The following is an 18,316-nucleotide window of genomic DNA, read 5'->3' as shown; positions in this document are numbered from 1 at the left end:
ATCGGGACGACACGATTCGAACATGCGACCCCCTGGTCCCAAACCAGGTGCTCTACCAAGCTGAGCTACGTCCCGACGGCAAGCATGAAATGATATGATTTCTAGCAACTCTGTTTTTGGGTCACTTCTAAGATAGTATCATCTGGAGCCGATTAAGTCAATAACTTTTTGCGGTTTGGATTGCCTTCTCCCATTTCATCGTCCACCCTCCCATTTGATAACAAATTTAGTATACACACTAGGTGGGGATTTTTGGATAAATAATTATTGAGAGTCATAACAGGGTTCCGCAGCGAATGCCACTTCGGTATAAAGGCACTTGCCATTTCAAGAGGAATAGCATTGCAAATGCAAAGATTCCCATGATAGTATATCAATTAATGGATTGCTATAAATTATTATATTTTTTTGTTTTGAACAATCCATAGTTCGACAGAAATACTGGGGGTAGATCGAATGCTAACCGTTAACCGCGGGGATAAACGTCCCATCTGGCAGCAATTGCTGGATCAAGCGATCCATAATATTACAACCGGAAAATGGCCTCCTGGAGAACTGCTGCTTCCTTCCCGGGAACTCGCACAGTTGATTGGAGTTTCCCGTTCAACCATACAGACGGTTTACGAGGAGTTATTCAGCCGCGGGTATACCGTAACCTCTCGCCGGGGCGGAACTAGAGTTAGCGAGTGGATCTCTGCTGCCCGCCCCTCGGAAGATACGGAGGTCCAAGGAATCATCCCCCCCGAATTACCTTTATTACATGATGCAGTCGGCCATTTGCACAGTTGGTTCGGAGATAAAAAAAATCAAAAGGTAGAGATCGATTTTAGCCCCCACGAGCCATATTTGGATGACTATTTTCAAAGAAATTGGCGGCAATCATTTTTGCAGGCCTCCACGAAAACAGGCCTGGACAGCTGGGCTTACGGTAACGCCTATGGATTTCTGCCGCTGCGGGAACAAATTCAACGCTATCTGTCACTTGAACGGGGCGTTCATGTAAATGTCGATCAAATCCTGCTAACCTCAGGAGCACAGCATAGCATCGATTTGATTGCCCAAGCCCTTTTACATGAAGGAGAGACGGTTTCCGTTGAAGATCCCGGCTTCCCTGCTGCCTGGATGGCCATGAAGTATCGGCGTATGCAAGTTGCCCCTGTTCCGGTGGATGAGTACGGACTTTGCGTGGACCGTATCCACCCTGAGTCCAAGCTTGTGTTTGTTACGCCTTCGCACCAGTGCGCGGTTGGCGTCATTATGTCGGAGCCTCGCAGACAACACTTATTGCACATGGCTGCCGGTCGCCGGTTTTGGGTTGTGGAGGATGATTACGACAGCGAATTCCGATATCGCGGCGATCCGCTTCCAACCTTATTCAGCCAGCAGCCTCAGAACACGCTATATATGATGAGTTTTTCCAAAATGATCGCTCCGGGTATAAGGATATCGGCGATCATTGGCCCCAAAGAGGCCATTCGACAGCTGGCCCAAGTCCATGAATTAACCTATCGTCATCTTCCGATTATGGAGCAATTAACGCTTACTCATTTTATCGAACATGGTCATTTCATGCGCCATATGAGACGAGTGCGAAATATATACCGGCGCAGACATGAGGCTATGACAAAGGCCATCATTACGTCAGGTCTGAGCGAACGCTTCACATTGAGCGGCGTAGAAACGGGGCTCCATATGCTTCTTGAGGCAGAACCCTCCTTTGACGAGGAAGCCATGACGAGCTTAGCGCTCGAAAAAGGAATCCGGGTATATCCGCTTAGCAAGTATTGTCTGGAAAGCGATCGAAAAGGATGGATTCTCGGTTTTGCCAAAGTAGATGAAGCGGCCATTGATGAAGGCATTTTTCGTCTGGCGGGGATGCTTTTGTAATACAAGCAATCCCCCCTATTAACCTGCTCTATGCCTTTATTCACTTTAATGCTGCTATTGTTTTTGTTCGGCTTGTTGTACTCGGCCCGGTCTGTATTGCTTTCTATGAAATTTCCCATGCATCACTAGATGTGCTGCGAGACCCGCGACAAGTCCCCAGAATGCGCCGCCGACGCCAAGCAAGGTCACATTTGCGGCTGTTGCTAAAAATGTAATCAATGCAGTCTCACGTCCCTTGGGATCCGTTAATGCGCCCGCGAGACTGCCGCCAATTGTGCCAAGCAATGCTAATCCCGCTAACGTTGCGATAAAGGTCGCAGGAAGAATCAAAAACAGAGCTGCCAGCGTCACGCCAAAAATGCCGACAATAATGTAGAAAATCCCGCAGGCAATGCCTGCAATATAACGTTTTTTCGAATCCTCATGCGCGTCTTTCCCTGTGCAAATTGCCGCTGTAATGGCTGCTACATTAAATGCATGAGCGCCGAATGGCGCTGCAAGGAGCGAACCCAAGCCCGTTACAGTCAAAATCGGATTCGCGCTCGTCTTGAACCCATCGTTCCGCAATACAAGCATTCCAGGCATGTATTGTCCCGTCAAGGTAATAATAAACAACGGCAATGCAACCCCCAGTGCAGCATGTAACGAAAACTCCGGAACGACAAAGACTGGTGAAGCAATCGCCAATCGGATCGTGCTGAAATCCGCTTTTCCCGTGCTAATCAAATACACTAATCCAATGGCTAATATGCCTACAATCGCATATCTGGATGTAAACCGTCTCAGCACGACATAAGCGGCAAATAATATAACAACAAGCAATGGATCAATCTGCGCTCCTCCGAAAGCCGAAATGCCAAACTGCAGTAAAATGCCTGCTAACAAACCGGAAGCGATGCCTGAAGGTATAAGCCGAACGAAACGTTCAAACATACCCGATAACCCTAGAACAATAAATCCTAAAGCGGAGATAATATAAGCGCCAATGGCTTCCGGATAAGGGGTTACCGCTAATGCGGAAACGAGAAAAGCCACGCCTGGCGTTGACCAAGCTGTAATAATCGGTTCCCGGTACCGATAACTTAACCATATCCCGGTTATACCCACACCGATGGAGATCGACCAAATCCATGAAGCGGTCATTTCAGGACTTAATCCCGCGACTTTTGCGGCCTGAAATACGAGAATAAAAGTGCCTCCATAGTTAACAATGACAGATATTAAAGCGGCTATGGCCGGCGATATCAAATCGCGGCCGCGCAGCGAAGGTGATGTTGTGTTCATAGACGTTCTCCTGCCTCTCTCCTAATCATCCTGACTTGCGTTTTCGTTCCAGTAATAACTTTCCGGGCAATAACGTTGACCGAATACGGCTGTTCCTCCGCGAATGATGGTAGCTCCTTCTTCGTTGCCACCTTGAAATCACCAGACATGGTGCACTTAGTCAAATATTATTTCCCTTACGCGCTTAATTTCCGGGATGGCGTATAACGATTCCATCACGCTTTTGGATGCTTTTTTATCGATTTTTAATATCATAACCGCAGACCCGCCAACTTCGTTGCGGCCCACTTGCATTGTGGCAATATTAATGCCGCTATCCCCGAGCAATGTTCCAACACGCCCAATGATGCCGGGTCTATCTTTCTGTGAAATCAACAGAACATAACCCTCAAGTGAAATATCAACGGGATAGGGACCGATTCGGGCAAGACGTTCCCCGACGCCGGGCAGAGCGGAACCTGTCACCCATCTCTCCTCGATTGCCGTCTTTAACCGAATCGTGATTTCGCTGGACGAGCCCTGGGTTAACAGAGATTTTCGCTCCACAAGATGAATGTCACGAAATTTCGCCAAGTGGACACTGTTCACAACATTGACTTGTTCTACACCAAGATGCTGGGATAGTATCCCCTTAAGCACATAGGGGATCAGCGGCGATGTATCCAGATTGGCAAGTTCGCCTGAACACTCCACTGTAACTTCGCGTACGGCGCCATCGGTCATCTGGGCAAGTGCTTTTCCAAGTTGTTCGCACAATGCGAAGTAAGGCTGTAATTTGTTCAGCAGGTCGGTCGGTACTGCCGGCATATTGACTGCGTTTTTGAACGGTTCCTGCCGAAGAATACGGATGACCTGCTCGCAAACATCCAGAGCTACATTCTCTTGTGCTTCCAAAGTAGACGCACCCAGATGCGGGGTAACAATGATTTTTGGGTGTCTTAGGAATGGGTGATCTGGCGCCGGAGGCTCGTGTTCAAATACATCAAAGGCAGCGCCGGCTACAATCCCTTCATCGAGCGCTTCAACAAGAGCCGCCTCGTCAATAATTCCCCCGCGAGCGCAGTTGATGATCCGCATTCCCCGTTTCATCACGTTGAATTGCGGCCACGTAATCATATGATGTGTCTCATTCGTTAATGGCGTATGAACCGTCATGAAATCAGCTGTCCGGATGATTTCATCTACTGTTGTTGACTTGATGCCCAGTTTGTTTGCTCTTTCCTCCGATAGAAAAGGATCGTAGCCAATAACGGTCATTCCAAACGCCGCTGCGCGTTTGGCCACTTCGCTCCCAATACGGCCAAGCCCAAGTACGCCGATTATCTTGTTTTGCAATTCAACACCAAGGAATGATTTCCGGTCCCACAGCCCGGCAACGGTTTTGGCATAAGCTTGCGGAATATGCCGAGCGAGCGCCATCATCATCGCAAAGGTATGCTCGCACGTCGTGACCGTATTGCCATCAGGTGCATTGACCACAACAATTCCCCGGCTCGTTGCCGCATCCAAATCAATGTTGTCCACACCGACTCCTGCCCGGCCGATGACCTTCAGTTGAACGCCAGCCTCCATGATCCGCCGGGTGACCTTCGTTTGAGAGCGGACAAGCAGCGCATCATAGGGACGTATAATGGAAATGAGCTCCGCCTCGCTGAGCCCCGTTATTTTGGTAACCTCCACATCTGCAGCACATGTCAGTTGCTGTAATCCAAAATCACTAATCGGATCCGATACCAGAACTTTAAACATCGATCTTCCTCCTTCTCTATGTCCAAACAGACTGTTCGTCAGTTAAACGGCAGGCTTGCAGGAATTGTTCAGCCAATGTCACATGAAATAGGTGAACAATTATATGCTAGTATATCAACAGTTGGATTGGTTATATATATCCATAAACGGCGTTTTTGAGCAATCCAAAAGATGAGCTAATCTCTTTCCAGCATACATTAACTTATTCCTGTTTATTTGGAGGGTAACCGTTAAGAGTGGGGTTTGGGGCTTTGCTAAGGTGAAAAAGGGACCGATTGGGGAAGGTATGTACCGACTTGCTGAAACGGTCTTATAGAATGCATGAGGAATAGAGCCACTGTCTTTGCTGATCAGACTCGTGGCTCTGTCATATTGCTCGAATTGATTTATTTTTCAGCCCAGGTTCTGTGCTTGTTGAGCTCCATCTTTTTCTGAAATGCTTCTTCCAATTCGATTTCAAGCTGGTTGGCGAGATCTAAAATATTGAAAATAACATCGTACATCTCCAAGCCTATATTTTCCTTGGCCATCCGCACTTTTTCCTCTGTTGGGTGGAATGAAATACTTAAAATTTCTTTTGACAATTCTCCAACTTCCGTCATTAAATACAGGGTTCGAGTTTGGATCGTATTGACACCGAATCCTTTTTCTTCACTGAATTGCTTGGCATATTTTTGCATGCTTGAAATATTCATTGATATCTCCAATCTGGAAGTGCTCGGATCTACCGATCATTTTGTCCCTAAACCAGGGGGTCATCAGGATGTCTGCTGTATTCTCATTGCTTGGATTTACACGGTTTTTCCAGGCTTGAACATTTTGTCTTCTTCAATCGGATTCTCTTTCGCGGTGATATGATGAGGATCAATTCTATACACCTGAACCGGACCGCCGAATACTGCTGACCGGTATTTGTCTACATGCTGCTGAGTTAGCGGCCGGTTATAGTAACCAGGCACATACTTATAAATCATTTCCTGCAGCATGTGTGTAGCTTCATTCAGATCGACGATGGGCTGTGCCTTGCCAAAAATCATTACACTCATATACGCAGTGTCCGTCTTGGCTGGCACCGGATCAGTAATCGTTCCATATTCTTCACTAACCGTAAAGCAGACCTCCGGATTTGCACTCATAACCTGATTTCGTCTTCCCCCGGTGGCTCCATGGAAATAAAGTTTCCCATTTGTCCAGACAAAATTGAGCGGAACAACATACGGCAGATGACCATCGACCATTCCAAGATGTCCAATCCGAGCTTGCTGCAAAAATGTCTCGATCTTATCCTTGTCCAACACTTCTCTTACCTTGTAACGTACTCCATCCATTCTTTTCACTCCTACTGTACTGATGTATTATTATGTAAGTCTATCAGCCATTGGAGTGAACATAAATGTCCATAGTCAGAGAATTGCAGCAATCCATATCTAACACATCCTCAGGGTGACCTCGGCTTAATTACAAGCAGTATCAAACTACCTGTTGCCAAAATCAATTTACGTGATGAAATGGACGGCGAGAAAATGCTAGCTTCCTGTTGAAACTACTTTTCCTTTTCTCCAATCCTCCTAATCCCTACCAATAAGAACGTATCGGCTTGAATAGCATAGCCGCTAACAGACTGGCCCCAAACAGACACCAGCCGGTAGCACCCAGCACAGCCTTTGCTCCCCATTCGTCGGCCAGCACTGAGGTGATCACAAGCCCAACCGGCGGAGCGACATTTGTCAATGCCAGCATTGTGCCGTATACTCTTCCCTGCATCTCCTGACCCGCTTCTGAGCGGAGAATAATCTGAAGTATCATCGAACAGAAAGCGAACAAAATTCCGGCTGATAGAATGACCGGAAGGGCCGGGGCTGCCGTATCCATAATGGAAATGAGATAGAAAGCCGGACCTAACGAAATAAATCCGGCGAATACCCATAACCCTTTCCTCCCGATGCTTGCGCCAAACGCCATAATAATCCCCGCCCCGATCATATAGCCGAGCGGAACGCACATCTCTATCAGCCCAAAAGCCGTTGGACTGGCCCGCCAATCTCTGACTGCTACAACCTGAACGAGCATCAGAGACGACATAAAAAACAAAATAAGAAGCGGGTTCAGGACGATGATCGCCCGAGTCAGGGGCTCCTTGACGATAAGTGCTAGCCCCACCTTCCAATCGTTGAAGAACGAAGCTTTCCTATCTTGCTGTTGGCCTCTGGCCGAACGGGGGAACACTCCTGCGGCCACCACACATATGGCAGACAAGAAAAATGTAACTGCCGTGAAAGCCATAGCCGTAAAGCCCCCAAAAGCTGCGACAACTACTCCTCCAAGCCCCAATCCCGATTTCCGCGCAATATTATCCGTCAGATGGACAGCGCTAGTCATGGCTGTTCCTCCTCGTGATTTTCGGGAAAAATTAAAATTCTTACCTCTCCATCCATTTCTTTACCTCATAACGAAAGCATACTGGGCTTTCTTCTGCAAGACTTAAGAGCGCTGCCTAATGTTCTCCAAATGCCTCTAACCTTTGGAAGCACCTGCAGTCAGCCCGTCGACCAGATTGCGCTGAAGCAGCAGGAACAGCATTGTGATAGGCAGTGCGACAAGCACTGCTCCAGCAGCAAACATCGTAAATTCGGTCGAATTCCGCTGACTCACCATTCTGTACAGCCCGACAGCCAACGTCCGTTGATCTTCCGTCCTCAACACCAGATCAGCGAAGATGAAGTCAAGGAAGGCACCGTTAAAGATCATCAGGCTCGCATAGGTCAGCATCGGCTTAGCGAGCGGGATAATGATCGAGAAGAATACCTTCAGATGGCTAGCCCCATCGATTCGTGCCGCATCTTCCAGGCTCTTGGGGATCGTATCAAAAAAGCCTTTGGCTACGAATACATTCGATATAATCGCACCTGAGCTGTAGACGAGAATTAGCGCCCAGTGTGAATTGAGCAGTCCCATCGTATTCAGCAGAACATAAATAGCGATCATGGCCATGAATCCTGGGAACATCTGAAGCACCAGCAAAGAGTTAAGGGCAAATTTACGGCCGACGAAGCGGAATCTTGAGATGGCGTATGAGGTAAGCAGAAGCAAGAACGTTCCGAAAAGAGTCGACAGCACTGCAACCTTCAGCGTATTCATGAACCACAGCGGGTATTTGGTCTTCTCGAACAGATCCCGATAATGTTCCATCGTAAAGGTTCGGGGAATTAACGTATCGCTATAAAGACTGTTGCCTTCCTTTAAGGAAGACATGATTATCCATAATGCAGGAAACAAGCTTATGCAGGTCAAAATAACAAGCAGCGTATAGCTTACGCCAAGCTTGACCCGGGCCGATCGGCTGTTCATCCTATCATATCCTCCTCTTTATAGGATCTGGTTCGGCGGTAGCTCATAATCGACAAGGAAGCAATGATTAGAAAGATTATGATGCCGATGACTGACGCAAAGCTGTATTGCGATTGATTTAAGGCCAGCTTGTAAAGCCAGGTTACCAGCAAATCCGTATGTCCGGCGTACTGGTAATTCGAATTGACCGGGTTGCCGTCCGTCATCAGATAGACGACATTGAAATTATTTATATTGCCGGCAAATTGCATAATCAGAATAGGCGCCGTCGAGAACAGCACCATCGGCATCGTAATGGAACTGAATTTCTGGAACGAATTTGCTCCATCAACCTCAGCCGCTTCGTACAACTCCCTCGGAATCGTTGTCAGCACCCCGATAGCCAGTATCATCGTTACCGGGATACCAATCCACATATTGACAAGAACAAGTGTAACCCTAGCCCAGATCGGATCTGTAAGCCACGGTATTCCGTCAAAGCCAATCCAGCGCAATATATCGTTAACCGGACCAAACTTGTTGTTAAACATATTCCGCATCACGAGCAGAGAGATCATGCTCGGAATGGCAAATGGAATGATCATAGCCGTACGCCAGAACACCTTGAAGCGAATGCGGGGCTGCTGAATTAGTACCGCTATCAGGATGCCGCCGATATAGGTCGTCACCGTAGCGAGGATTGCCCATATAATAGTCCAGAGCAGGACGCCGAAGAACGTGTTGCTCCACACCTTCAGGCTGACCAGCTTGATAAAATTGCTGAAGCCAACCCAGTCAATCAGATTGGCAGGGGGAAGAATCGGATCAGCATAATTTGTAAAGGCCAGCAAAATGGAGAAGATTAATGGAAGGATTGTTAAAAACAAAACCGTGACGACAGGCAGCACAAGTACGAGATAGGCGAAGTTTTTCTGATTCACAAGCCGGAGCGATTGTCGGAAGTTATTCGGGGCTATACCCGCGTCTCTTTCCTTTCCAACTTTGTAGGCATCCCTGATATTCAGAGCGTATATCGCGGTAACGAGCAATAAAGATAAAGCCGCCATCAATCCTTTGATCATTAGAAATATTGAGTGGTCGCCTTCGACCATCTTCATAATTTTGCCTACCTTCACCATTCCACTGGGCTGTTCTCCCAATGTAATAAGCCCCTTCAGGTAAGATGGAAGCCCAATCACCGAGAAAACATATATCGCAGTCAGGCCTGCCGCCAGGAACAAAATCCCTTTCATCCATTGCCGGTTATACAATTGTCCGAGGCCCATAAAAAGAACTGACAGGGCCGTGCTTATTGTCTTTCTTTGCATGTGTTAAACAACCTCTTTTCTTGCGGTTTGACAGCCTTCACCCGATCGCGGGGCGGCCGGGTGAAGGCTTTGAAAGATCGGCTAACCTGCTACTTGGATGAAATATTTGTCTTGATTGTATCGACCATCGTATCCAGTGTAGTCTTGACATCCGCCTTCGGATCGTCCCAGATTGTTATGAACGCCGCTTGAAGCGGATCCCATACCGCATTAATCTCCCCGATGGTCGGCATCGGCGTGGAGTGAGAGAACTGCTCAAAGAACCCGCTGATAATCGGATCATTCTTGATCTCCGGATCCTCTCCCGCTTCCTTGTTGGCAGGAATGGCTCCCGTCATCTGGTAGTTCAGCAGCTGGTTATCCTTGCTAGCGGCGAAGTTGGAGAAAAGACGCGCAGCAATCGGATAGTCAGTATAAGAGTTGACGAAATAAGCTTTAACACCAGAGAATGAGTGCGATACTTCTCCGTTCGCCATCGCTGGCAATGGAGCGACTCCAAAGTTGACTTTGTCCTTGAATGCCGCTACGGACCAAGGCCCGTCGATATTCAAAGCCAGCTTGCCTTCCTGGAACAGCTGTGTTTTCACGTCGTAGGACACATCTCCCGCATTCATAGGAAGAATTTTTTTAAGGCTCTTCAGCAACTCGAAGCCCTGAACCGCTCCTTCGTTATTCAAGCCAATATCGGTCGTATCGGTGTTATTATTACCGAAGATGTAACCTCCGAGCGTACTGACGAATGGATAGGTATAGTACCCCACGAATTCCCACATAATGGCGTATTTATTTTGCTTGGTGTCCGTGTAAGTCTCCGCGAAGCTTATGATCTCATCCCAGGTTTTCGGAGCTTCAGGGAAGATGTCCTTGTTATAATACATAGCATACGTCTCCACCGATTTCGGATAGCCGTATAAAACTCCATCATAAGTCACCGCTCTGATTGCAGACTCCTCCATGATGGCGCGTGTCTCATCCTCGAACAGATCATTAGGCAGCAGAAGTCCTGCTTTAACCGCTTGAGCGATCTGATCATGAGGCAATGTAAGGACATCAGCTGCAAGCTTCGACGGTCCGTCAGTCGCTAGACGGGCGCCCTGATCCCCGCCGGCTACGACTTCCAGCTTGACAGGCACTCCATACTGCTTCTCGAATTCAGCCGCAATTTTTTCCATATACTCAATTTGCTCCTGTGCTTCCCACACTGTCAACTTAGCCCCAGGTTCCGGTAAATACTCCTCTTCGCCAGCCTCTCCGTTCTCAGAAGAAACAAGAGGCGCTTCTGATGAATTAGATGGCTGGGAACTGTTCGGGCTTGAATTGCCTCCGTTGCCCCCGCATGCCGCTAAACTGAGAACCAACACTACACTAATCAAACTGATAACCCACTGTCTCAACTTTGCTTTTTGTTTCAACTTCACTTTGTCCACCCTTTCTTGATTTAATTTCCCATTTCTTTGTGCAAACGTTATACCCAGTTTGTAAAAAATAATACTCCCCCCTAACTTTTTGTAACTACGAAAAAAAAGAGTACAACGCTCTACCAATCGCATGATTGTCGAGGTTGTACCCTAGGGGTAGCAGTGCCTTTAAATTGTCTCAAGCGGTTGCAATTCCCACCAGAACCAATAAGACACTCCCATCATAAACCAAGTGAGAAAACGTTTGCAATAAGAAATATCGTGAAAATCAGCATTAAAAACACGAATTTAGTCCAAATTAACTATAATTTCCTCTATTATATTCTATTACCTATCTTTTTCTCTTGTTTTCTTATTTATACGATATTTGTTACTACAAATATCTGCCCGTTGTTCCTGCTCAGCCCATGCTGTTGCCAACCTGAAAGCAGTATATCATCGCATCGGGCTGAACTGGTCCTATGCCTATAACGTATCAATAGTGCACATCCGTCTGCGAACGAAGCTCGGCAATGTGTCGCAAACGCAGCTGACATGTGGCGACAAGCGACACACGCGATTATATGCTTGTCGACCCGCATTTCGGCACGAACGAAAAGCTGAAGGAACTGGTCGACGCCTGTCAAGCCGGGGAATTCGGTACTGCTGGACGGCGCATTCCATCATTGCGGGCACACGTTTCCGCCCTTTGTTGATGTGCTGCAGAACGGCCCCGCCCCCCGCTATGCCGACTGGCTCCATATCAAAGAGGGGCCGCTCATGGTAAAAACGGCGTCCCGAACTATGCCACCTTCGGCTTCGGGCCGATCATGCCGAAGCTAAACACGGGCAATGAGGAGGGCAGGGCCGGCACAATGGTCTGTAAACGGCCGCAACGGAAATTAAATAAACTGACGCCGGTATATTACCGGCGCCAGTTTGCGACCTAGGTAGCCTATAGCGGCAACCCGTCCTCGACTTTGGAGAAAGCTTCCTCAATCAACTTTGAAAAATCCTTATCCGGATTCTCCGCATAGTACTGCATGACTGATATGTTCACGCCTACAACTACTCCTGCAAAAGTTCGTACAGCAAGATCATCCGGCTTGCGTCCAACTCGTTTGGCCACAATTTCTGTAAGGAGCTGCATTGTCTGAATCAAATTGTTCAATGACGCTCCCCTTAATTAAGGCACTGTCATGATAAGTTGATTTCGTTCACGCATTGTCTCCAACTCATCTGGCGACATATCGGTCAATCCGGATATCATTGCATTTCGCACGGCTTGAAGCGGGCTTAAATCAGATGGTTGATCTTCAAATGCAGCGATTAGTAACGGGTCATAATTATCCGTTATCACAACATCTTCTTTTGTAGAAAAGTAACGAAAAAACGTACTTGGAGAAATTTCCGCCGCTTCCGCAATTTGCTCCACAGTTGTAGCATTATACCCTAGCTCACGAAAAAGTCGCATTGCATGCATTTGAACATTTGCCATCGTTTTTGCTTTTTTGCGTTCACGCAGTCCAGTTTTTCGTTTATTCTCTGTAGACACTTCATTCTTCACTCCTTAACGCTAAACAAAATTAATTTCATTCCGAAAGACTTGTTATAAAGCTAAAGATTATATTGTTTGAGACACACATTATAATGATACCTTATTTCATTTAAATGTTGATGTCAATTTTGAATCAGCACATCAACACGACAATCAGCAACCATGTATAATAAAAACGCCCCTGTTTTGTTGTTTGAAGCAACAAGACAGCGGCATGTTTAGTACGCTTCCCAAACTAGGAAAGTTTATTAATGGTGAAATACCCTGTTTGACGAAAGGCATGATATCATAAATATTAATCTCTATAAATCTTGTCGGATAAGTTTGAACCAGCCTGCAGCGCTTCCTACTAAGATGACAGCAATAGCTACGATCACCGCGTTCAGCGACAAACCATTTCCTTGGCTAATCGAATAGGCATCAAACATATTAAAAAGGCTTACTCCCGATAACCAATTCATTCTCTCATGGAGACCGGATAACATGCTGAACAAAAACATCGCAAAGACGATACCTATGCCAGTGGACAATGCTCCTCTTTCAGTTTTCAGCCATGGGGTTAGTCCAATTCCAATGCCCATAAAACTTAGCGTTGTTAGCAGTCCTGCTAGCATAACACCGCTCACAGCCCAAGGATCGTTCATGATATTCATTCCTTTTCCAATCCATAAAACAATTCCGCTAAACAACACCGAAATAACCAAAACTTGAATGACAGTGGTTATCCATTTAGCTAAATAAATTGAAGTACGGCTATGAGGCATTGCAAATAAAAATTCCATCGTCTTACGATCTTTTTCCTTCACAATCGAATTAATCGCCCAACTCATCGCGCCTCACTTTTCCATGGCATTCCCATCCTATACTCGTCCATGAATCTTTCTTCAAGTGTTAACCTGCGTACATTCAGATCCTTAATGGGTTTATTTCCCAGAATTTTTAATAAAGCGCGAAACTTATCCTCACTAGCCTGAAGGCGATAGATTCCGTCAGTATACTCCGTATTGGGGTCTATACTAAACAACCCATACTCTTGACGCAAATCCCCTGGAGTTATACAAGTAAACTCAAAAAAATGATCACCATCCGTTGTTAAATCTGAAACCGGCGACACCCGAATTAATTCCCCATCTCGTATTATGGCCACCCGATCACATAATTTCTCAACCTCTGTAAGAATGTGAGTCGAGTAGAAAACGGTCGTTCCTCTTCTCTTGTTCAATTCCTTGAGAATTTCAAAAAACTGCAGTTGAGCAAGCGGACCCAATCCAGAAGTAGGCTCATCGAGAATGAGCAATTCCGGTTCATGAAGCAAGTTTAACAAAATACCCAGTTTCTTTTTATTTCCTAGGGAATATAATTTAAATCTTGAATGGGTATCTAGCTGCAGCCTGGTTATATATTCAGAAATAAGCGACTTTCCCAAGTCAACCCCTCGAACCCCAGCTGTGATTTCTAATATTTTCTCCCCAGTCATATCAGGATAAAGATTAATTTCTGATGGAAGATAACCGATTCTGCTTCGTAATACTGGGTAATCTCTTTCCAACTTCTCGCCTAACACCTGCCGTAGTCGTATTAGAATTATTCCACGCTCCTGTCATTCTATTTCATACAAAAGCACAAATTATACTATAAGTTCGTTTCAATTGTATTGCTGGCTATTTATTGAGATGATTAACGACTGCAGTCTGCTGAAGCTCCTGGTTGCTCCCCTTTACACGCTTAACAAAGCAGACCGATAAAATGATACCTGCAACAGCAATTGCTCCGCATGTCCATAATGTAGACGACATTCCATAAATAAAGGAAGATTTCACGGATTCAAGGATAACCTTAGAATGTAATTGCTTAGCTACCGCCAAACCGGCAGATACGTTACGGGATATAGTGTCTGCGGCTTCACCCGGCAATCCGTCCAGATTAAGATGATTGCGGTACCCTGCATTTAATACAGTGCCTAGGAGAGCTACTCCCATCGTGCCCCCAACTTGTCTAAGGGAAATAAGAAGCGCTGACCCTACCCCACTTCCTTCTGATGTTAGTGCTGACATCCCTTCGTCCATTGCAGCAGGAAGGGCAAATCCTATTCCCAGGCCTGCAGCCGTTATCCAAATGGATGCGAAGCCATACCCACTATTCATGCTGGTATTAGCGCCGATCGCCAGGCCAACTGCGAGTATTAGGAAACCAAAAGATAAGGAAACTCTATTGCCAAAGCGTAACTGCAGGACATCAGAAAGTTGAGATCCGACTAATAGCCCCCCCACTAGAGGCAATAATCGTAAGCCGGCGCTTAGTGCCTTAACACCTTCGATGGCTTGAAAATATTGCGGCAAGACAAACAATACGCCAAACATAGCAAAGGAAATGATGGTAGCTAAGATTGTACCCCATGTGAATCTTCCAGAGCGGAACAAGGCCAGATCGATTAACGGGTTTTTTACTCGTCTCTCCCATAGAATAAACCCAGCTATCATAATTAACCCGCCAATGATCGTCGTTAAGGTTACCGCGTCTCCCCAGCCTCTTTCACCAACTTCGATTACTCCGTACGTTACTGTAACAAGCCCTAGACTTGAGAGAAGAATTCCAAAAATATCAGCTCGCTGTTTATCGCCATTATTCGATTCTGGCAAGAAAATGAAAACAGCAACCAAGGCAATGATAATTAGAGGAATGTTGATTAGGAACACGGAACCCCACCAATAATTTTCAAGCAGCCAACCGCCAAGAACCGGCCCTAGCGGAATTCCGAAGGCATTCGCTAACATCCAAACCGAAATTGCCTTTGTTCTTTCTTTTTCCGAAAACAATATCGGGATAATCGACATCGACAATGGAACCAAAAATGCAGCACCAAGACCCTGAAATGCACGACCGGTTATTAATTCCCAGGGAGAACCAGCATATGCACATGCCAGGGATGACACGCCGAAAATAAGCAAACCTGCAATAAGCATTTTTTTCCTGCCTAATCTGTCGCCAAGCATCCCTGCCGGGAGTAAGGCTGCCGCAAAAACTAAGTTGTAAGCATCAGCGAACCATTGCAATTCTGCCGCCTTGTAAAACTCATGATACACAGCTTCATCAGCACCCTTTTCCCGATCCGCGAGACTGAGGATATCTATCAGAGGAGCATCCGATTTATATTGATATTGACATTAAATCTTATTTCCTCTATATGTATATTTATAATCTTTTAAATTTTTCTCTTCGCATTCATTTAAGAAAGGAGTGTCCAATCCATGAAGAAAAGATCTTTAACATTTATATCCTTTGGATATGGATACTCTACTGCTGTTTTTTTCTAGAATTCATTATTACGGGTGAAGTGTGTCCAAATATGAGTTGTCAAAACGGCAGATCATTCTAATATTGCGGAGGTACTTTGAAATGGAAAATTCCAAAATTACTCGAAAAAATCCTGAGGGTATGTATGGCCCAGTAGGTAACTACACTCATATTACCAAAATCCCTAGAAACTCTGAGCTATATGTTACTTCTGGCCAAATTGGGGTGGATCAGAATGGTAACATTCCCGATAGTATGAACGAACAAATCAAGAATACTTTTGACAATATCCAAACCGTATTACAATCCGAGGAGTTAACATCAGAGCATATTATTAAAGTAAATATCTGGGCTACCCAAAAAATAGATTGGGATTATCTATATGAAAAATGGAGCCAATTATTCGGCAGTGATTATCCGGCAATGACGGTTGGCTATATTTCTGAATTAGGACTACCGGAAATTAAAATAGAAATTGAAATATGGGCCGCTAAAGTTTAAACCGGCTTCAACCCCCTCACGTAAAAGTATTATTTTACATGAGGGGTTTTTCGACTATTAAGGTACTTTATATCTGCTGACCTATCAACAATTCATTTGATTTGGAGGTAATACGAGCATAATCTTCACCGCAGACATACTTAATTAATTCCCATGCTTCATCTTGATTGACAGATGCTATGTTAATGGCGAATATATCACCTGGAGTTATAGCATAAGTGGATGTAGGATCAAGGGGATCGACGGGTCCAGTGGCAATACCGAGTTCAAAGGGTACATAATCTTTCAATTCATTCTTGTAATGATCCATAAGTGCTAGCGACAGTACTGATCCAATGTGCATAGCAGAACGCCCCGTGAGAAATCGTTGGCTATCATAAAACTCCTCATTCGTCCCACTTGTGAATAATTCATCTATAGAATTAAAGATAACTCCCGATTGGTCTGCCTCGATAGCGGTCTGAATCAATTTCTTCCACGCATCTGTATCAATAGTCATCTGCATCGTATCTGTAGAAACGAATCTTCAACTCTAGTAATAAGTGGGGGACGAAACCTCAAATAAAAAAAGCTCACTAGAGAATATCTCTAATGAACTCTTTTAACTAATACCGGTGAGAGGACTCGAACCTCCACGGGTCTCCCCATTCGATTTTGAGTCGAACGCGTCTGCCATTCCGCCACACCGGCATATCATATGCAAATAAAAAATGGCACGCCCTGAGAGATTCGAACTCCCGACCTTTTGATTCGTAGTCAAACGCTCTATCCAGCTGAGCTAAGGGCGCATATTTATGGAGCGGACGACGGGAATCGAACCCGCGACCCTCGCCTTGGCAAGGCGATGCTCTACCGCTGAGCCACGTCCGCATTTCATGGTGCGCGTGGAGGGACTTGAACCCCCACATCCGAAGACGCTAGATCCTAAGTCTAGTGCGTCTGCCAATTCCGCCACACGCGCAACTTTTAAAAGTGAGCCATGAAGGACTCGAACCTTCGACACCCTGATTAAAAGTCAGGTGCTCTACCAACTGAGCTAATGGCTCAAAATAGTACTGATGCTTCGATGAACCCTAACGGATTCTTATCCCTTGTTCAGAGATGTAATGGCGGAGCCGACGGGATTCGAACCCGCGGTCTCCTGCGTGACAGGCAGGCATGTTAGGCCTCTACACCACGGCTCCACACTAAGTAATACAATTGCGGGGACAGGATTTGAACCTGCGACCTTCGGGTTATGAGCCCGACGAGCTACCGAGCTGCTCCACCCCGCGTCATTAATAATATGGTGGAGGCTAACGGGATCGAACCGCTGACCCTCTGCTTGTAAGGCAGATGCTCTCCCAGCTGAGCTAAGCCTCCATATGTAAATCAGTCTGAAGCATAATCATGAAAGTGGTGACCCGTAGGGGATACTCTCTCTCCGTTCGAGACTGCGATGTATTCCTACCGAAGCTGATGCTCCCACGAACCCCTTATGGGAGTTCTCCCCCTATGAAGCACATTAAAGAAAGTGGTGACCCGTAGGGGATTCGAACCCCTGTTACCTCCGTGAAAGGGAGGTGTCTTAACCCCTTGACCAACGGGCCACATGGCTCCCCGAACAGGACTCGAACCTGTGACAACTCGATTAACAGTCGAGTGCTCTACCGACTGAGCTATCAGGGAACATTCGCTTGGCGACGTCCTACTCTCCCAGGACCCTGCGGTCCAAGTACCATCGGCGCTGGAGGGCTTAACGGTCGTGTTCGAGATGGGTACGTGTGGAACCCCTCCGCCATTGCCACCAAACGTGCATTTGTGGAACAAATGCTGCCGCGAAATATTCAGTACAACGCTAAGACGTGTATGAATATTGCAGCGCTTCAGATGTTTGATCACCTGAAAACTGGATACGAAACTTCATTTGCGTGTTAGCCCCCACTATTGGGGTATTTTTGGATAAGCCCTCGACCGATTAGTACCTGTCAGCTCCATACATTGCTGCACTT

Annotated in this window: 14 protein-coding genes, 11 tRNA genes, 1 rRNA gene and 2 pseudogenes; 3 read left to right on the top strand and 25 right to left on the bottom strand. The window is 46.2% G+C overall.

The window, feature by feature from the left end; genetic code table 11:
- Nucleotide 1: 1 nt before the first annotated feature.
- Nucleotides 2-75: transfer RNA gene (locus BN2762_RS00565), tRNA-Pro, on the bottom strand.
- Between the two features lie 381 nt (nucleotides 76-456).
- On the opposite strand from BN2762_RS00565, the gene pdxR reads away from it, so the two are divergent.
- Nucleotides 457-1,887 carry a MocR-like pyridoxine biosynthesis transcription factor PdxR gene (gene pdxR, locus BN2762_RS00560; RefSeq protein WP_055105120.1) on the top strand — a complete coding sequence of 477 codons (1,431 nt, stop codon included), beginning with the start codon at nucleotides 457-459 and terminating at the stop codon, nucleotides 1,885-1,887.
- Nucleotides 1,888-1,941: 54 nt separating this feature from the next.
- On the opposite strand, the gene BN2762_RS00555 is transcribed toward pdxR, so the two are convergent.
- The 8 genes from BN2762_RS00555 to BN2762_RS00520 all read right to left on the bottom strand — a co-directional run bounded on the left by BN2762_RS00555 (nucleotide 1,942) and on the right by BN2762_RS00520 (nucleotide 10,747).
- Nucleotides 1,942-3,171 (bottom strand): benzoate/H(+) symporter BenE family transporter, encoded by a 1,230-nt coding sequence (locus tag BN2762_RS00555; RefSeq protein WP_148499840.1) that lies wholly within the window; start codon nucleotides 3,169-3,171, stop codon nucleotides 1,942-1,944.
- A 156-nt stretch (nucleotides 3,172-3,327) separates the two neighbouring features.
- Nucleotides 3,328-4,920 carry a phosphoglycerate dehydrogenase gene (serA, locus tag BN2762_RS00550; protein WP_055105119.1) on the bottom strand — a complete coding sequence of 531 codons (1,593 nt, stop codon included), beginning with the start codon at nucleotides 4,918-4,920 and terminating at the stop codon, nucleotides 3,328-3,330.
- A 386-nt stretch (nucleotides 4,921-5,306) separates the two neighbouring features.
- Nucleotides 5,307-5,615: a MazG nucleotide pyrophosphohydrolase domain-containing protein gene (locus tag BN2762_RS00545; protein ID WP_055105118.1), complete on the bottom strand. Its 309-nt coding sequence runs from the start codon at nucleotides 5,613-5,615 to the stop codon at nucleotides 5,307-5,309.
- A gap of 96 nt (nucleotides 5,616-5,711) precedes the next feature.
- Nucleotides 5,712-6,248 (bottom strand): pyridoxamine 5'-phosphate oxidase family protein, encoded by a 537-nt coding sequence (locus tag BN2762_RS00540; RefSeq protein WP_055105117.1) that lies wholly within the window; start codon nucleotides 6,246-6,248, stop codon nucleotides 5,712-5,714.
- A 247-nt stretch (nucleotides 6,249-6,495) separates the two neighbouring features.
- A complete protein-coding gene (locus BN2762_RS00535; RefSeq protein ID WP_055105116.1) occupies nucleotides 6,496-7,299 on the bottom strand; it encodes an MFS transporter in 804 nt (267 codons plus the stop codon).
- Between the two features lie 135 nt (nucleotides 7,300-7,434).
- The gene (locus BN2762_RS00530) at nucleotides 7,435-8,268 is read right to left on the bottom strand and encodes a sugar ABC transporter permease (protein WP_055105115.1); all 834 of its coding nucleotides are present in this window, start codon (nucleotides 8,266-8,268) and stop codon (nucleotides 7,435-7,437) included.
- Nucleotides 8,265-9,575, bottom strand: a complete 1,311-nt coding sequence (locus tag BN2762_RS00525; RefSeq protein WP_055105114.1) for a carbohydrate ABC transporter permease — start codon at nucleotides 9,573-9,575, stop codon at nucleotides 8,265-8,267. Before BN2762_RS00525 ends, BN2762_RS00530 begins: the two co-directional genes overlap by 4 nt.
- Before the next feature lie 89 nt (nucleotides 9,576-9,664).
- Nucleotides 9,665-10,747, bottom strand: a complete 1,083-nt coding sequence (locus BN2762_RS00520; protein WP_326830425.1) for a sugar ABC transporter substrate-binding protein — start codon at nucleotides 10,745-10,747, stop codon at nucleotides 9,665-9,667.
- Nucleotides 10,748-11,541: 794 nt separating this feature from the next.
- Here BN2762_RS00520 and BN2762_RS25680 point away from each other — a divergent pair.
- Nucleotides 11,542-11,832: pseudogene (locus BN2762_RS25680) on the top strand (alpha-amylase family glycosyl hydrolase); the annotation flags it as partial.
- Between the two features lie 95 nt (nucleotides 11,833-11,927).
- Here the strand turns inward: BN2762_RS25680 and BN2762_RS00515 are convergent.
- The 4 genes and pseudogenes from BN2762_RS00515 to BN2762_RS00500 form a co-directional block, all read right to left on the bottom strand.
- Nucleotides 11,928-12,446 (bottom strand): annotated as a pseudogene (locus BN2762_RS00515) (acyl-CoA-like ligand-binding transcription factor).
- A 386-nt stretch (nucleotides 12,447-12,832) separates the two neighbouring features.
- Complete coding sequence (locus tag BN2762_RS00510) at nucleotides 12,833-13,360, bottom strand: ABC transporter permease subunit (protein WP_055105113.1); 528 nt, start codon at nucleotides 13,358-13,360, stop codon at nucleotides 12,833-12,835.
- On the bottom strand, nucleotides 13,357-14,079 hold the full coding sequence (locus BN2762_RS00505) for an AAA family ATPase (protein WP_187386454.1): 723 nt from the start codon (nucleotides 14,077-14,079) through the stop codon (nucleotides 13,357-13,359). The genes BN2762_RS00510 and BN2762_RS00505 overlap by 4 nt, the downstream gene beginning before the upstream one ends.
- Before the next feature lie 112 nt (nucleotides 14,080-14,191).
- Nucleotides 14,192-15,613, bottom strand: coding sequence for a DHA2 family efflux MFS transporter permease subunit (locus tag BN2762_RS00500; RefSeq protein ID WP_055105111.1), 1,422 nt, complete (start codon nucleotides 15,611-15,613; stop codon nucleotides 14,192-14,194).
- A 313-nt stretch (nucleotides 15,614-15,926) separates the two neighbouring features.
- Between BN2762_RS00500 and BN2762_RS00495 the strand changes: the two genes are divergently transcribed.
- A complete protein-coding gene (locus tag BN2762_RS00495; RefSeq protein ID WP_055105110.1) occupies nucleotides 15,927-16,325 on the top strand; it encodes a RidA family protein in 399 nt (132 codons plus the stop codon).
- Between the two features lie 67 nt (nucleotides 16,326-16,392).
- Here the strand turns inward: BN2762_RS00495 and BN2762_RS00490 are convergent, their stop codons facing one another.
- From BN2762_RS00490 to rrf, 12 genes are all read right to left on the bottom strand, one after another.
- Nucleotides 16,393-16,830 (bottom strand): type 2 periplasmic-binding domain-containing protein, encoded by a 438-nt coding sequence (locus BN2762_RS00490; RefSeq protein WP_055105109.1) that lies wholly within the window; start codon nucleotides 16,828-16,830, stop codon nucleotides 16,393-16,395.
- 104 nt (nucleotides 16,831-16,934) lie between these two features.
- Nucleotides 16,935-17,015: transfer RNA gene (locus BN2762_RS00485), tRNA-Leu, on the bottom strand.
- Nucleotides 17,016-17,036: 21 nt separating this feature from the next.
- A tRNA-Arg gene (locus BN2762_RS00480) sits at nucleotides 17,037-17,113 on the bottom strand.
- 7 nt (nucleotides 17,114-17,120) lie between these two features.
- A tRNA-Gly gene (locus BN2762_RS00475) sits at nucleotides 17,121-17,195 on the bottom strand.
- A 6-nt stretch (nucleotides 17,196-17,201) separates the two neighbouring features.
- Nucleotides 17,202-17,286 (bottom strand) — tRNA-Leu (locus BN2762_RS00470).
- A 12-nt stretch (nucleotides 17,287-17,298) separates the two neighbouring features.
- Nucleotides 17,299-17,371, bottom strand: a tRNA-Lys gene (locus tag BN2762_RS00465).
- A gap of 61 nt (nucleotides 17,372-17,432) precedes the next feature.
- Nucleotides 17,433-17,509: transfer RNA gene (locus BN2762_RS00460), tRNA-Asp, on the bottom strand.
- Between the two features lie 16 nt (nucleotides 17,510-17,525).
- A tRNA-Met gene (locus BN2762_RS00455) sits at nucleotides 17,526-17,599 on the bottom strand.
- A gap of 12 nt (nucleotides 17,600-17,611) precedes the next feature.
- Nucleotides 17,612-17,687: transfer RNA gene (locus tag BN2762_RS00450), tRNA-Val, on the bottom strand.
- A gap of 152 nt (nucleotides 17,688-17,839) precedes the next feature.
- A tRNA-Glu gene (locus tag BN2762_RS00445) sits at nucleotides 17,840-17,914 on the bottom strand.
- Between the two features lie 3 nt (nucleotides 17,915-17,917).
- Nucleotides 17,918-17,993 (bottom strand) — tRNA-Asn (locus tag BN2762_RS00440).
- Nucleotides 17,994-17,999: 6 nt separating this feature from the next.
- A 5S ribosomal RNA gene (gene rrf, locus BN2762_RS00435) occupies nucleotides 18,000-18,116 on the bottom strand.
- Nucleotides 18,117-18,316 lie beyond the last annotated feature (200 nt).

It is taken from the genome of Paenibacillus ihumii (assembly GCF_001403875.1).
GTDB classification, from domain to species: Bacteria; Bacillota; Bacilli; order Paenibacillales; family Paenibacillaceae; genus Fontibacillus; species Fontibacillus ihumii.
This window is presented reverse-complemented; position numbering and strand designations above follow the sequence as displayed.

What these genes read in the sequence shown, in the direction of transcription:
- pdxR (WP_055105120.1), top strand. Translation starts at nt 457, where the DNA reads ATGCTAACCGTTAACCGCGGGGATAAACGTCCCATCTGGCAGCAATTG.
- BN2762_RS00555 (WP_148499840.1), bottom strand. Translation starts at nt 3,171, where the DNA reads ATGAACACAACATCACCTTCGCTGCGCGGCCGCGATTTGATATCGCCG.
- serA (WP_055105119.1), bottom strand. Translation starts at nt 4,920, where the DNA reads ATGTTTAAAGTTCTGGTATCGGATCCGATTAGTGATTTTGGATTACAG.
- BN2762_RS00545 (WP_055105118.1), bottom strand. Translation starts at nt 5,615, where the DNA reads ATGAATATTTCAAGCATGCAAAAATATGCCAAGCAATTCAGTGAAGAA.
- BN2762_RS00540 (WP_055105117.1), bottom strand. Translation starts at nt 6,248, where the DNA reads ATGGATGGAGTACGTTACAAGGTAAGAGAAGTGTTGGACAAGGATAAG.
- BN2762_RS00535 (WP_055105116.1), bottom strand. Translation starts at nt 7,299, where the DNA reads ATGACTAGCGCTGTCCATCTGACGGATAATATTGCGCGGAAATCGGGA.
- BN2762_RS00530 (WP_055105115.1), bottom strand. Translation starts at nt 8,268, where the DNA reads ATGAACAGCCGATCGGCCCGGGTCAAGCTTGGCGTAAGCTATACGCTG.
- BN2762_RS00525 (WP_055105114.1), bottom strand. Translation starts at nt 9,575, where the DNA reads ATGCAAAGAAAGACAATAAGCACGGCCCTGTCAGTTCTTTTTATGGGC.
- BN2762_RS00520 (WP_326830425.1), bottom strand. Translation starts at nt 10,747, where the DNA reads ATGGAAAAAATTGCGGCTGAATTCGAGAAGCAGTATGGAGTGCCTGTC.
- BN2762_RS00510 (WP_055105113.1), bottom strand. Translation starts at nt 13,360, where the DNA reads ATGAGTTGGGCGATTAATTCGATTGTGAAGGAAAAAGATCGTAAGACG.
- BN2762_RS00495 (WP_055105110.1), top strand. Translation starts at nt 15,927, where the DNA reads ATGGAAAATTCCAAAATTACTCGAAAAAATCCTGAGGGTATGTATGGC.
- BN2762_RS00490 (WP_055105109.1), bottom strand. Translation starts at nt 16,830, where the DNA reads ATGCAGATGACTATTGATACAGATGCGTGGAAGAAATTGATTCAGACC.